Origin of the sequence: Agrobacterium bohemicum, assembly GCF_002896715.1 — a bacterium.
GTDB classification, from domain to species: Bacteria; Pseudomonadota; Alphaproteobacteria; order Rhizobiales; family Rhizobiaceae; genus Agrobacterium; species Agrobacterium bohemicum.
The window spans coordinates 17,519-31,184 of sequence record NZ_PGEL01000022.1; the positions used below are offsets into that span (position 1 = coordinate 17,519).

Consider the following 13,666-nt stretch of genomic DNA (forward strand, 5'->3'; position numbering starts at 1 on the left):
TTATCTACGACAGACGCTTTAATGCGTCAGGCTTCGTATGATCAATTCAAACGCGCCTTGACCTCGCCAACAGCGTTGTTGAAAAGACCGGCTTTGGTAGCGGCTGTCGTCTTCTCAGCGATCAGCNTTTCAGATGCGGCGATGGCAAGATCGACAGCAGCAGAGCGAACGGCGCTGATGGCGTCGGTTTCGGCTTGCTTGATCTTCTGCTCCGACAGAGCATTGCGGCGGGCGACGAATTCTTCCGTCTTTACCTTGGCCTCTGCCGTCAGGGCTGCGGCTTCACGTTCGGCAGCCGCAATGATGTTGGCTGCGTCTGCTTCTGCTTCCTTGCGCTTGCGCTGATATTCGGCCAGCAGGTGCTGGGCTTCTTCACGCAGACGCTTGGCTTCCGCCAGTTCTTCCTTGATGTTGCCCGCCCGCTCATCGAGCGAACTTGCCAACATGCCTGGCACCTTCAGGTAGGCAATCAGAACAAAGAAGAGAACGAGGCCGACGAGTGCGAAAAATGTTGCATCAAACGCCATATCAAACCTCCTTCACTGCGGATGCGGCGGCAACGGCTGCTCTGGCATCTGCATCTGTGACCTTGGTGCCGATCAACTGATCGACAATCGCAGTTGCTGTTTCTTCAGCAATGGCACCGACATCGGCGAATGCCTGCTGCTTGATGGTCTGGATCCGTGCCTCGGCAGCGTTCACCTTCTGGGTCAACTCAGCTGCGATTGCGGCACGGTCGGCATCAGCCTTGACCTTCGCAGCATCGCGGGCGGCGGCGGCAATGGAGCCAGCCTTGGCGCGAGCAGCGGCAAGTTCTTTTTCATATGTTTCGATAGCAGCGTCAGCTTCGGCCTTCAGCCGGGACGCTTCATCGAGATCCTGTGCGATACGGCCGTGACGGTCTTCAAGAATACCGCCGACACGTGGCACGATGACCNTTTTCATGAGCACGTAGAAAAGGCCGAACGTAATGGCCAGCCAAAGAAGCTGGGATGCGTAAGTGGACTGATCGAACGGTGGGAACACAGGAGATCCGTGACCGGCATCATGTGCCACTCCCGTTTCCGTATGCGTTGCTTCCGGAGCGGTCTGACCGACAGCCGGAGTTCCGGTATTCGTTTCACTTGTCGCCGGTGCTGACTGGGCCAAAGCCTCGGTCACGAACATGCTCACCTCCAGGGGTAGTGCAAATGCGAAGGATCACGGCACGCTGCTGCGAGCCGTGATCCATACCTGATGCCGATATTAGACAGCGAACAGGAGAAGGAGAGCCACGAGCAGCGAGAAGATGCCCAGAGCTTCCGTAACGGCGAAGCCGAATACCAGACGGCCGAACTGGCTGTCAGCGGCAGACGGGTTGCGCAGTGCGCCCGACAAGAAATCGCCGAAGATACGGCCGAGAGCGAGGGACGTACCAGCCATGCCGAGGCATGCGAGACCTGCGCCGATGTACTTTGCTGCTTCCGCTTCCATGTTAAGCTCCTTAGAATGGTTGTTTGCGGCTATGTTTGACACCCGATCTTGGGGTCAGCGACTTTACTTCTCAGTGACCGCCATGCACGGCGTCGTTCAGGTACATGCAAGTCAGTACCGCGAAGACGTATGCCTGCAGGAAGGCGACGAGAAATTCCAGACCGGTCATTGCGACCGTCATGATGANGGGCAGGATTGCGCCACCGATACCAAGTGCGCCCAAGGCACCCATGGAAGCGACGAAGCCCGAGAAAACCTTCAACGTGATGTGACCTGCCAGCATGTTCGCGAAAAGACGAACGGAAAGACTGATAGGACGCGACAGGAAGGAAATGATTTCAATGGACGACACAAGCGGCAGAAGAACCGCCGGTACACCCGTCGGCGCAAAAATTCCGAGGAATTTCAGACCATGTTTGTAGAAGCCGTATACGACGACGGTTCCGATAACGAGGCACGACAGCGCAAATGTCACGATGATCTGGCTGGTGACGGTGAAGAAATACGGGAACATGCCGAGAAGGTTGGCTGTCAATACGAACATGAACAAGGAGAACACGAACGGAAAGAACACCATGCCCTTTTTGCCGGCGCCTTCGCGCAGCATCGAAGCGATGAATTCGTAGGACATTTCAGCAACGGACTGCATGCGGGTTGGGATCAGACCGCGGTTCGACGTTGCGAAATACAGGAAACCGGACGCTGCTGCGACCGTTGCGACCATGAACAGAGACGCATTGGTGAACGAAAAATCGACGCCGCCGATCTCAATCGGGATGATCGGCGTAACCATGAACTGATGGGTCGGATCGTTTGCCAACGTATGCCCTCTTTACCNTTTGCCGCGAAAGGCGACACTTTAACGTCTCATATGGAGAGCAGCGATATCAATCGCCCTGCTTTCCACTCTTGTCTTGTCCCAGCCCACCTTCGAGAAGCGGCGGCTTTGCCACCACTCCGGCAGAACGCAGAACGTTCAATACGCCAGCACAAAATCCGAGAAGAAGAAGAACGATCATCCCCCACGGTGACGTGCCCACAAAATAGTCCAGAAGATAGCCCAGCATGGCGCCAACGATGATGGCAGAGATGAATTCTGAAGACAGCTTGATCGCAAGTGCAAAGCCTTTTCGGCTCTCCTGCGCATTCTGCTCGCTTCGTCTCTCTGCCTCGTCATCCGACTTCACCTTGGCCAACTCATCGGCCAGGTGCTTGCGGCGCTCTTCCAGACTATCGTTACGGTTGCCGGTCATTTTCAAATCCTGCCNTTTTGCTCCATTCCGGTCGTGCCAGAACTCTTTGGAGTTGTAAACGGCAGGGCTTTGAGCATGTTCCAGCCCGCTCTGAAGTCGGGCGCAACATAGTTTTAGGGACTTCGCTAGTCAAGGCACAGAAGGTGGTTCACAATGTACAAAATTACATCATGNAAACAAAGGCTTGGCTAATTTTCGCAAATTCGTGACGTCGTTAGGCCGTGGAATCGGCAATTTTGATACTCTTATCCCGGTAAAAAGCCCGAAATATCAGCTCCATCCACCGCCATAGGTCCGGTAGAAGACGTGCAAACCGATTCTACCCACCNTTTTCATGGACTTCCCCCAGGCTGGGCGGACGTAAACGGCATGATAGTGGGTGGCAGAACCGACTTCGTTCAACCATATCTTGCCAGCCGAGGTTGCGATGGCAACTTCTCTCGCCANTTTCCAGTGACGCTCGGAGTTGATCCGGTCCTTGATATTGTCGCAGGCGAAGGAAAACTGGCAGCGATTGCGCCAGTCCTTGTTCTGATAGACCACGCCGCAGATGGTTTTGGGATAGGACGGGTTGCGGACACGGTTGAGAATGACCTGCGCGACGGCGGCCTGACCCTTGACCGATTCGCCCCGCGCCTCGAAGTAAATGCCGGATGCCAGGCATTGCTGCTCGGCTGCTGAAAACACTTCCGCTGGCAGCGGCGTCGCCGCCCAGGCGTGGTCGTCGGCAGATATCTGCGGAACGAAGCGTCCGGCGTCGGGCTTTTTGAGGATAGCGTCGAAGGGCGATTCGCGCGCGAAATCCGGTTCTGGCGGCGCGTAGGCGGTTGCCAGTATATCGGCGGAGCGATTGGTGATCAGTTCCGCCACCATAGGCGAAACGCTTTTCTCGGTCTTGGTTTCATCACGGCGGAAATAGAAGGAGGCAAGCTCGATGTCATTGCTCTTCTTCGGCTTGACGAAAGCGGTGCGATCTTTCCGCTTCATCGGTTCGACATCCAGCATGCTGGTGCGTTGCAGAACCGATCCCGCAGTGAACGCTTTCGGCGGCTGCATGACCTCCGAGGAGACAACGCGACCCTTCTTGGCGGCGCGGTTGACGCGGTCGCTGTCCGGCGTGGTTTCCTTGCCGTTCTTACCCGTGACAAAGGCGACCTTGCGGCCATCGGGTGTAATCATCCCTGCCCCGTTGAGCGCTGGCGCCGCATCGGCGTCGTTGAATGCCAGTGAGGCGCTGTGAACCGAACCCGCAGGAGAATTGGTCAGGACCATTCGCCACTGCTCACCCCCGGCATCGAGCCCTGCCAGGAGGGACGCCAGATCGGCGCGTGCGGCGAAGGAGGGAAAGGCAAGCCAGGCGGCAAGGCCGAAGACAACAGGCGATGTCCATTTCTCAAACGAGAAGAAGAACCCGCGACGCGATACTTTCTTTGAACGCNAAACCAGTACTCCGGACAACGCAACACACTGCTACACAGCCGAATAATCTCTCATTAACCTTGATGCTTGGTTAACGGGCCAGACCCAAATGCCTTCACGTTAACGTGTGGCGATAACGAAAAAGCCGTGTCGTCAGAAAAGTGACGGTTTTAGATCACCACGTGTGAACCGAGTTCCACCACGCGGTTGGCCGGAAGTCTGAAGTAATCAGACGGGTCTGCCGAGGTTTCCGCAAGGGCGATGAACAGACGGTTCTGCCAGNCCGGCATGCCGGATTTGGGGTCAGGCACCAGTTTGCGTCTGCCCAGATAGAACGACGTGGACATGATATCGAACTTGTAACCGGTGCGGCGCAGATAGCCCAAGGCCTGTGTGACGTTCTGGGTTTCCATGAAACCGAAGTGAAGCTCGACAACCACGAAACGTTCGCTGATCTTGGTGATCGTGTAACGCTTGTCCGGGTGGATACGGGGCGTGTCTTCGGTGCGGATCGTCAGGATGACGTTCTTGTCGTGCAGAACGTGATTGTGTTTGAGATTGTGCAGCAACGCCGCAGGTGCCGTTTCAGGGTCGCCCGTGAGGAAGATGGCTGTGCCGGGAATACGCACAGGGGCATGCGAGCTTTCCTTTTCGACCGAGGCTACGAAGGCTTTCAGCGGCACGTCGGTGCGGCGGGTTTTCGCAAACAGGATTTTCGATCCGCGCTGCCATGTCATCATGATGATGACGAAAGCCATGGCCAACAACACCGGTACGTAACCGCCATCGTGGATCTTCAACAGGTTGGCACCGAGGAAGATGAGTTCAAGCGAAATGAACGGGAAGATCACCAGCATGGCCAGAGACTTCGACCACTTCCAGTGACTGCGGGCAAATTGGAAGAACAACAGGCTGGTAACAACCATCGCGCCGGTCACGGAGATGCCGTAGGCGGTGGCCAGTGCGTCCGAACTCTTGAACGTCAACACCAGCGCAACGACGCCGAACAACAGAACAGTGTTGACCGAAGGCAGGTAAATCTGCCCCGTATTGGTCTCAGACGTGAAGAGGATTTCCATCCGCGGCAGATAACCGAGGTGGATGGCCTGACGCACGAGCGAGAAGGCACCTGTGATAACCGCCTGACTGGCGATGATGGTGGCGGCTGTCGCCAGAATGACGGCGGGAAGCAGCGCCCATTGCGGGAACATCAGATAAAACGGATTGGACATTGCGGCCGTGTCTTTGAGAACCAGCGCGCCCTGACCGAGATAATTGAGTGTGAGAGCGGGAAAGACCAGCACGAACCACGCCCATTGAATGGGTCTACGGCCAAAATGCCCCAAATCCGCATAGAGGGCTTCGGCACCGGTGATCGTCAGGAAGACAGCGCCGAGAACGACGATGCCGTNAAACCCCTCGGCCAGCAGAAATTCGACGGCATGGTATGGATTGAAAGCATAGAGGATTCTGTAGTCATCCGAAATATGCAGGAATCCGACGAGACCCATAACCAGAAACCAGACGGCTGTAATGGGGCCGAAGAACTTTGCAACGACTTCAGTGCCATGGGACTGGATGGCAAACAGACCGACAAGAATGACGACGGAGATGGGGATGATAAAGGAATCCATCTCTGGCGTGACGAGTTTCAGACCCTCCACCGCTGACAGCACGGAAAGCGCTGGCGTGATCATGGCGTCACCCATGAAGAGTGCGGCTCCGATGAGNCCCAGCATGATCAGCACACCGCGCTTGCTACCAGCCGATTTCATCAAAAGCGCCAGCAGCGACAATGTGCCGCCTTCGCCATCATTATCCGCCCGAAGCAGAAAACAGATGTACTTGATGGTGACGATGATGGTCAGCGCCCAGATCATCAGCGATATGAGACCGATGACCTCAGCCTCGGTGATGCCGTCATGTGAAATCGGTTTCAGTGCTTCGCGAAAGGCATAGAGCGGGCTGGTGCCGATGTCGCCATAGACGACACCGATAGAGCCCAGCATGGCCGCGAACAAGCCCTTGAGGCGGTGATCATCCGCTTCCGGCTTGCCGAGGTCTTCCTTATCCAAGGTATGAGACATTGTGATTCTGACCGGTTAGAGCCAGCCCTTCCAGCGGNAAAAAATGAACGGAATTATTGCCGATACAAGCATGACGACGACTGCCAGAGGATAGCCATAGGACCACTGCAACTCCGGCATGACGTTAAAGTTCATTCCGTAAACGGATGCCACGAGTGTTGGCGGCAGNAAAAACGACCGACGCGATGGAGAAAATCTTGATGATTGCGTTCTGCTCGACATTGATGATGCCAAGCGCCGCATCCAGCAGAAAGGTCAGATTGCCGGAGATAAACGAGGCGTGCTCAGACAGAGACTGAATATCGCGGCCGATGGAGCGGCCCGTTTCCTTGGCTTCCTTGTCCTGCTGCACGTTGGGTGTTGCCTGTAGAAACGATTGCAGGCGAGCCAGCGATGCCAGACTGTCACGCACCTTCGATATCAGCCGGTGATAAGCGGAGATATCTGCGATCTTGTCTTCGAGATAGCGCGGCGCCTTGCGTTTGCTGCGCGCCTGCTCTCCAAAAATACCAGCCGCGACCGTATCGATGCCAACGACGGAATTTTCGAGAATTTCTGCGGTGCGATCCACGATGGTTTCGAGCAGTTTCAACAGAAGGGCAGCACCGCTGCGCATTTCATGCGGCACACGTGTGATGGCAGCAGTGAAGAGGTTGAAGGACTTCGGTTCCGCATAACGAATGGTAACGAGCCGGTTGCCTGCCAGAATAAAGGCGACGTCCGTCAGCCGGGGATCGTTGGAATTTGCGTTCCATACCAGCGAACCGGTCATGAAAACATTGCCCTCTTCCGTGTAGAGGCGGCTGGACGGCTCGATGTCCTTCAAATCCTCGCGGGTCGGCAACTCGACGCCAAGCGCTTTTTCGACGAGAGTTTCTTCGGCCCTGTCAGGGTTGATCAGGTCGATCCAGACAATATCGTCCGAAATCTGCGTGACCGATTGGTCCGCCGACAGGCTGATTGCCTCGCAATTCGAGCGATAGGCTTTGATCAATCAGTTTCTCCGGTCAGCACACCGACAAATGCCGGTAGGCTGCTCTAACACATCATGTGTGGCTTCCGCAAACGTCCGGATGGACGGCGGATCAAACGGCGCGGCCTATGCTCCCTATGCCCGGAAGAATCAAGGAGTATTTTTTTAAAGCGCCAGTCCAACCGATGCGACACTCCGCNAAAAGCACACCGGACCACGTTGGAGAAACCATCACAAAAACATGCTAANTTTTTTGATAAAAACCAATATATTTCAGTATATTAATAGAAAAACACAAAGGGCGCTGCGCTTTGGCACCTCTCGTTAAAACAGCAATTCACGACAGAGTTCTACCTAAGCGAGGCCCTGTCAAGCCGTACGAAAGATCAAGTGCTATGCGCACCGTGCATCGATAGCTGCTTATTATTCGAACACGATCCGAGGCGCCGGCCTGCGGACATCAGCCCCGACCTGGGTCCATACCCTTTGCGCAATATCACGGTAAATCTGCGCTTGTGGTCCATTCGGCTCTGCCACGACGACTGGCGTTCCGGCATCTGACAACTCGCGAATGGAGATGGTCAGTGGCACTTCCCCCNAAAAAGGCACATCAATACGTTCGGCCTCTGCCTTTGCGCCGCCATGGCCGAAAATATCATAGCGGGCACCCGTATCCGGCGCGATGAAATAGCTCATATTTTCGATGACACCCAGGATAGGCACTTCGACCTTGTTAAACATGGTGACGGCTTTGCGGGCATCGATCAGCGCCATATCCTGCNGGGTCGATACGATAACGGCACCCGCCAGCGCCACCTGCTGGGCAATGGTCAATTGCGCATCGCCTGTGCCAGGCGGCATATCCAGCACCAGCACGTCGAGTTCTCCCCAGGCCACCTCGCGCAGCATCTGCAACAGAGCTGATTGCACCATCGGCCCGCGCCAGATCATGGCGGCTTCTTCATCCACCAGAAAGCCCATGGACATGACCTTGAGGCCATAGNTTTCCATAGGCATGATGGTGCGGCCCTCGCCCTGCTGCGGGCGGCCGGAAATCTTCAGCAATCGAGGCAGCGAAGGTCCGTNAATATCGGCATCCAGAATGCCAACGCGCAAGCCGAGCGACTGAAGCCCGAGCGCCAGATTGACGGCAGTCGTCGATTTTCCGACGCCGCCCTTGCCGGATGCCACAGCGATAATCGCCCCGATACCGGGCACACCTGCCTTGGTGCGCGGCTGCGGCGGCGATTTCGGGGGAGCCGCCGCTGCTCTTGGCGAAGGGGCCGAGCCCGGCTTGCGATCGGCCGTCAGAGCGACCATGGCCGANTTTATGCCGTGTACGCCAAGGGCTGCCTTTTCGGCTGCAAGTCGCAACGGCTCCATGTCGTCGGCCTTGTCCGCTGGAACGGTAATGGAAAAATAGGCTTTTGCATCCGCAATGAAGATTTCCGACACCATGCCCAGCGCGACAATGTTTTTATCGCTGCCAGGATAGACAACGTTTTCCAACGCCTGCTCGATCTGCTTCTTGTCGCCCTGTGTCATGCCGGTATCCATCGCGCCCGATGCGCCGGTCTTCAATACCCAACCGCGCCTGTTTCGCCAATGGTAAAGCATAAAATGGTCGGAACGGGTAACAGCCGCGTCTCAGTTTTCGTTGCCGGGCGCTATCTTTTCGGGGTCGAAGATGCGCCCGTCGAAAAAGGCATCTGGCCCCAGAACAAGGCCGGACCGCGATGCACCGACGTGAACCGGCGCCTGCAACGTGCCCTCAAGCTTCATATTGGCTGCGGGAACCGGCGCGAAGATCGGCTTCATCGCGTTACGGAACAGGTCTGGGCGAAAGGCCTCGCATGCGGCCTCATAGGCACTCGCATCTCCGGCGAATTCCNGGGGGCAATCGTTCCACCGTAACATCTGGCTGTAGAACCACAGCGCTTGGCTCTGCCAGGGAAAATTCGCAGCCTTATTGCTGGTCGAAAAAAAGCCGGGGCGTTCCAGCATCCTGGCGGGAGAATGCGAGATAAAGCCTGTGAGGGCGGGCAGGATGAGATCACCATCCACGTCCAGATAATGTGGAGCAGCCAGAATACCCGCGAGTTCCTCGATATTGGCATGACTGGCGCACCATTCGCCAGAGCGATAAAGCGCGCGTAACAGCGCCTCCAGTGTCGCTGGCTGGGTGCTTGCCCAATCGCGCGACACAGCCNAAACCTTTTCCGGCGCGTTCTGCCAGATATGGGACTTTGTCGTCACGATGCGCGCCGTACCCTGAAGAACGGCAGATGTCCCGTGGGGCTCTGCGACATAGAACCCGTCAATATCGCCCGTTTCCAGCATTTTCGGCATATCGACGGGTGCAGCTACGACGAGGTTGACGTCATGGCCGATGCGCATATGCGCGCTATCCAACAGGTAACGCAGTTCGAACACCGAAACCGCCAGACGATGTTCGACGGCGNAAACCAATGGCTGGAGCTTCGCCGTCTGCCGCGACGCCGCTACACGGGCAAGAGACCGCGCAAGGGTGCCGGGATCAGGTATCTTCATCCCCTGCTCGGCGAGGTCGTCGTGCAAAACCTGCGATACGGCGAAGGTTGCGCCGCCCGTGGCCAAAACAAAAGGCGCGACGAGATTGGCTGGCAGATCAGGCAACCCAAGCGCAGAGGCAACGGGCAAGGTTGCAGACAGATGGAGGCCTTGGAGATCGATCGTTTCCCAGTCGGCCAAAAGGTCAGCGGTGGACGGTCTTCTCACCAGTTCAAGAGAAAGGCTCTCGTCGGTGGCGAAGCCTTTTTCGAGAGCAACAACAAGGACTGCGCAATCAATCGTCGGAGAAAATCCAGCCTTGAAGCGTTTCGATGCCGCCAAACGAATCTCCCCTGCCGCGAGTAACCCGAGAATTGCTTAGGTCCCTGTAGATAACAATCATAAAATCGAAAATATTCCTATTTTATGATGCCAATACGCAAGGCTCTTGCGACCGCCTGCGTGCGGTTGACTGTATTGAGCTTTTTGGTTGCGCGGTTCAGGTAATGATTAACGGTATGCTCGGACAGTGTCAGAATCTCGGCAATTTCAGCGCTGGNTTTGCCTGCCGCAGTCCAGTTCAGACAGTCTATCTCCCGATCCGTCAACGTTTCCGGAACCCGGGCATCGAGACTGCGGACATAAGCTAGGCGGCTGAAAACATGTGCCGCAATAAACGCAATTTCTGCGATGCGTTTTGGCTCTAGATTGAATGTTTCGCCATGAAACGAGACAGCACCTCTCTGACCGGATGGGTCTTGGACCGGACACCATAGAGAGTTGCCCATGCCAAATCGACCAAAGAGCTCCGAAATTTTCTTGGCAGTAGCGTCGTCGTGGCCGCGCGTGGTGAATTCCATATCGACCGAAAATGGCACAGATGATTGCTTCAGCGTCCGAAGCACATTGCTGCGCGAGAGCAGTCCCTCATGATCATACTGGTGCAGCAACTCCGCGGGCCAATTGGTAATGACCGTATATTGCGACAACTCCTGCGCCACATGAGAGGGGATATTGAGGACCATGAAGGCCTTCATTCCCCAGGCTTCAGTTAGTTTTTTCAGAAAGCGGAATATATCGAATTGGGTTTTCAGCTCTTCCACATCGCGCGCGCATTCTGCACCAGGATGCGAAGAGTTGCAAAATTCAGAGTTCAACATCGTTTTTGTTTCTTCACAAGATCGCGTAAAATAAAATATTAACTATCAGAAGATTGTTAACTCATGAATATCAATGGGCCANTTTTTGCAAATAAAAGTTGATTGTATCCATACATCGCACNTTTTTTTGCATCAGCTCTTCTTACTGGTCATTAAATCCCAAATTATATTAGATTATTGACGTATTGGAGGAAGGCGAACAAATAGATCCGATGCGATATTCTGTGCAGCTTCACAAACAATATCGGACCAGCTTGCAAGACGCTCTTGCGTCAAACGATAAGCCGGACCGGTTACTGAAATCGCCGCGTAAAACCGTTGGCCGGGTGCGATTATGGGCACCGCAATGCACTGAATCCCAGTCTCATGCTCCTCCAGATCAAAAACNAAACCAAGGCTGCGGATATCTTCAACCGCCGNTTTGAGACGGGTTGCAGACAGGATCGTATTCGAGGTGTAGGCATGNAAATCCATGGTTGCAGCAACGGCATCAAGCTCTGCGTCCGGCAGAAGCGACAGGGCAGCTTTGCCAACTCCCGTGCAATAGGCGGGCGAAACGCGACCGATCTGCGAATACATCCGCACCGCATGCTTGCCGTCGATCTTGTCGAGATAAACAATTTCTGCGCCGCGCAGCACACCTAGGTGAACGGATTCCTGTGTTTTTTCGTGCAGAATGCGAAGATGCGGCGCTGCGATGGAGCGCAGGTCATTTCCACTCCACGCCTGCGACGCGAATGTCAGGAGCCTCAAGCCCGCCACGTAAGTCTGATCATCCTTCTGCTCCAGCAGGCCTTCCTCCACGAGATGTCCGAGTTGACGGTGAAGCGTGCCACGGGGTTGTTCGCACAGCTGAAGAATATCGGTAAAGCGAAGTGGCTGCGGCGACAGAACAACAAGTTCCAGCAAGGATATCGCCTTGCCAAGCGTTCCGGTCATCTTTTCGCGATCGGCGGACGCCATGGTATTCTCCACGCGCGCAATTGCCGCGCTTGACATTGCCAAGAGGGCAAGGGCACTATTCCATCAAATGAAACTTAGTTCCAAATAATGGAACTTTTAATCCTTGCCGGGCGTCATGTCGAGCGAATATTCTTCACAAGTTTCCGAATTCGAGAATCAAGGCATACTTATCACCGGTGGCGGCTCCGGCATCGGCGCTTCTCTGGTGACTGCTTTTGCACAGCTTGGTGCGAACGTCGCCTTTATCGACATCGATGAAGCGGCCAGCAGAAAACTTGTCGATACGCTGTCGGGGCGAACACGGCATCCGGTGTTTTATGCCCACGCAGACCTCCGTGACCAGTCGCAACTGGCACAGGCGGTGACCGTGGCGGCGGAAGCGACAGGCGGCATCAAGGTTCTGGTGAACAACGCTGCCTGGGACGACCGGCACGATATAGACACCGTGACCAGCGACTACTGGGATGCCAATCACGCGGTCAATCTAAAGCCGGNTTTTTTCGTCACGCAAGCGGCGCTGCCGCATCTGCGTCGAGCGGAAGGTGCATCGATCATCAATTTTTCGTCTATTTCCTATCTGTTGAATATGGGGGCATTGCCCGCCTATGCTGCGGCAAAAGCCGGTATCATCGGGTTGACGAAAAGCCTGGCCGGACGGCTCGGTCCGGAAAACATTCGCGTCAACGCAATCCTGCCCGGCATGATCGTGACGGAGCGGCAGAAGGAATTGTGGCTGACGGATGCGTCTATTTCTCAGACCATGAACCGCCAGTGCCTCAAGCGTGTCCTGACCGCTGAAGATATTGTCGGTCCCTGCATATTTCTGGCCTCTTCGGCGTCTGCCGCCATGACGGCTCAAACAATCATCATCGATGGAGGTCNTTTGTAATGTCCGATGCCGCATTTGTTGCCGTAGACTGGGGCACGACCAGCTTCCGGCTCTGGCTTATGAGCAACTCCGGCGAGATTCTCGGCGAACGGCGCAGTGCCGAAGGCATGACCACAGCCATGCGGACCGGCTTTGCCAACGTGCTGACATCACATCTTACCGCTCTCTCCGCACCCGATGGCCTTCCCGTCATCATCTGCGGCATGGCCGGGGCGCGTCAGGGCTGGGTCGAGGCAGGATATGTCGACGTTCCCGCTGATTTGTCCGATGTATTGAAGGGCGCAGTCCGTGTGTCCGGGGAAGCCAGCGATGTCCGCATTTTGCCCGGACTTGCGCAGCGCGCGATAGATATGCCTGATGTCATGCGGGGCGAAGAAACCCAGCTTCTCGGGGCGCTTTCGGCAGATTACAGCTCCGGTCAGCAACTTGTCTGCATGCCGGGAACCCATTCAAAATGGGTGAGTGTCAGCGATTTGAAGGTGACAGGCNTTTCCACTTTCATGACCGGTGAAATATTCGACGTCATCTCGAAACATTCCATCCNTTCCCATGCCATGACCGATGCGGCGAATTTCACTGGCGACTTGCCCGCCTTCCAGGCTGCCGTAGCCGACAGCTACAAACATCCGCAAATGGCAACGAACCGGTTTTTCACCGTCCGATCGGGGCAGCTTCTCAACGGTCTCTCTGCCACGGATGCGAAGGCCAAACTATCGGGCACCATGATCGGCCTGGAGATTGCTGGCGCCCATTCCACTGCGCCGAGGGATGCCAAAGTCGTGCTGATCGCGTCAGGCGCGTTGGGCGAACTCTACAAGGCAGCGTTCGCTGCACTATCTATCGAATTCATAACAATTGATGCGGATGAAGCCGTTCGCCGCGGGCTTGTTGCAGCCGCCAACGCCATCTGGCACTGAGGA

13 protein-coding genes and 1 pseudogene are annotated in these 13,666 nt (G+C 55.7%); 2 read left to right on the forward strand and 12 right to left on the reverse strand.

The features are described 5' to 3' along the window. Positions 1-41: 41 nt before the first annotated feature. From CUC55_RS07720 to CUC55_RS07775, 12 genes and pseudogenes are all read right to left on the reverse strand, one after another. Positions 42-527, reverse strand: a complete 486-nt coding sequence (locus tag CUC55_RS07720; RefSeq protein ID WP_103087465.1) for a F0F1 ATP synthase subunit B — start codon at positions 525-527, stop codon at positions 42-44. A 1-nt stretch (position 528) separates the two neighbouring features. Then, positions 529-1,167, reverse strand: coding sequence for a F0F1 ATP synthase subunit B (locus tag CUC55_RS07725; RefSeq protein ID WP_103087466.1), 639 nt, complete (start codon positions 1,165-1,167; stop codon positions 529-531). Between the two features lie 78 nt (positions 1,168-1,245). Beyond that, a complete protein-coding gene (locus CUC55_RS07730; RefSeq protein WP_027673924.1) occupies positions 1,246-1,473 on the reverse strand; it encodes a F0F1 ATP synthase subunit C in 228 nt (75 codons plus the stop codon). Positions 1,474-1,543: 70 nt separating this feature from the next. After that, positions 1,544-2,293 (reverse strand): F0F1 ATP synthase subunit A, encoded by a 750-nt coding sequence (locus tag CUC55_RS07735; protein WP_103087467.1) that lies wholly within the window; start codon positions 2,291-2,293, stop codon positions 1,544-1,546. 67 nt (positions 2,294-2,360) lie between these two features. Beyond that, positions 2,361-2,726, reverse strand: coding sequence for an AtpZ/AtpI family protein (locus CUC55_RS07740; protein WP_067648380.1), 366 nt, complete (start codon positions 2,724-2,726; stop codon positions 2,361-2,363). Positions 2,727-2,996: 270 nt separating this feature from the next. Then, positions 2,997-4,172 carry a cell wall hydrolase gene (locus CUC55_RS07745; RefSeq protein WP_103087610.1) on the reverse strand — a complete coding sequence of 392 codons (1,176 nt, stop codon included), beginning with the start codon at positions 4,170-4,172 and terminating at the stop codon, positions 2,997-2,999. 143 nt (positions 4,173-4,315) lie between these two features. Further along, positions 4,316-6,154 carry a potassium transporter Kup gene (locus CUC55_RS07750; RefSeq protein WP_245417726.1) on the reverse strand — a complete coding sequence of 613 codons (1,839 nt, stop codon included), beginning with the start codon at positions 6,152-6,154 and terminating at the stop codon, positions 4,316-4,318. Between the two features lie 93 nt (positions 6,155-6,247). After that, positions 6,248-7,226 (reverse strand): annotated as a pseudogene (locus CUC55_RS07755) (magnesium transporter CorA family protein). A gap of 402 nt (positions 7,227-7,628) precedes the next feature. Continuing rightward, complete coding sequence (locus CUC55_RS07760) at positions 7,629-8,750, reverse strand: Mrp/NBP35 family ATP-binding protein (protein ID WP_103087611.1); 1,122 nt, start codon at positions 8,748-8,750, stop codon at positions 7,629-7,631. A 102-nt stretch (positions 8,751-8,852) separates the two neighbouring features. Further along, a complete protein-coding gene (locus tag CUC55_RS07765; RefSeq protein ID WP_103087469.1) occupies positions 8,853-10,076 on the reverse strand; it encodes an ABC transporter substrate-binding protein in 1,224 nt (407 codons plus the stop codon). A gap of 77 nt (positions 10,077-10,153) precedes the next feature. Next, positions 10,154-10,894 (reverse strand): helix-turn-helix transcriptional regulator, encoded by a 741-nt coding sequence (locus tag CUC55_RS07770; RefSeq protein ID WP_103087470.1) that lies wholly within the window; start codon positions 10,892-10,894, stop codon positions 10,154-10,156. A 174-nt stretch (positions 10,895-11,068) separates the two neighbouring features. Beyond that, the gene (locus tag CUC55_RS07775; RefSeq protein WP_103087471.1) at positions 11,069-11,893 is read right to left on the reverse strand and encodes an IclR family transcriptional regulator; all 825 of its coding nucleotides are present in this window, start codon (positions 11,891-11,893) and stop codon (positions 11,069-11,071) included. Between the two features lie 79 nt (positions 11,894-11,972). On the opposite strand from CUC55_RS07775, the gene CUC55_RS07780 reads away from it, so the two are divergent. Further along, positions 11,973-12,746, forward strand: a complete 774-nt coding sequence (locus tag CUC55_RS07780) for an SDR family NAD(P)-dependent oxidoreductase (protein WP_103087472.1) — start codon at positions 11,973-11,975, stop codon at positions 12,744-12,746. Beyond that, the gene (locus CUC55_RS07785) at positions 12,746-13,663 is read left to right on the forward strand and encodes a 2-dehydro-3-deoxygalactonokinase (protein WP_103087473.1); all 918 of its coding nucleotides are present in this window, start codon (positions 12,746-12,748) and stop codon (positions 13,661-13,663) included. Before CUC55_RS07780 ends, CUC55_RS07785 begins: the two co-directional genes overlap by 1 nt. Positions 13,664-13,666: the final 3 nt, after the last annotated feature.

What these genes read in the sequence shown, in the direction of transcription:
- CUC55_RS07740 (WP_067648380.1), bottom strand. Translation starts at nt 2,726, where the DNA reads ATGACCGGCAACCGTAACGATAGTCTGGAAGAGCGCCGCAAGCACCTG.
- CUC55_RS07730 (WP_027673924.1), bottom strand. Translation starts at nt 1,473, where the DNA reads ATGGAAGCGGAAGCAGCAAAGTACATCGGCGCAGGTCTCGCATGCCTC.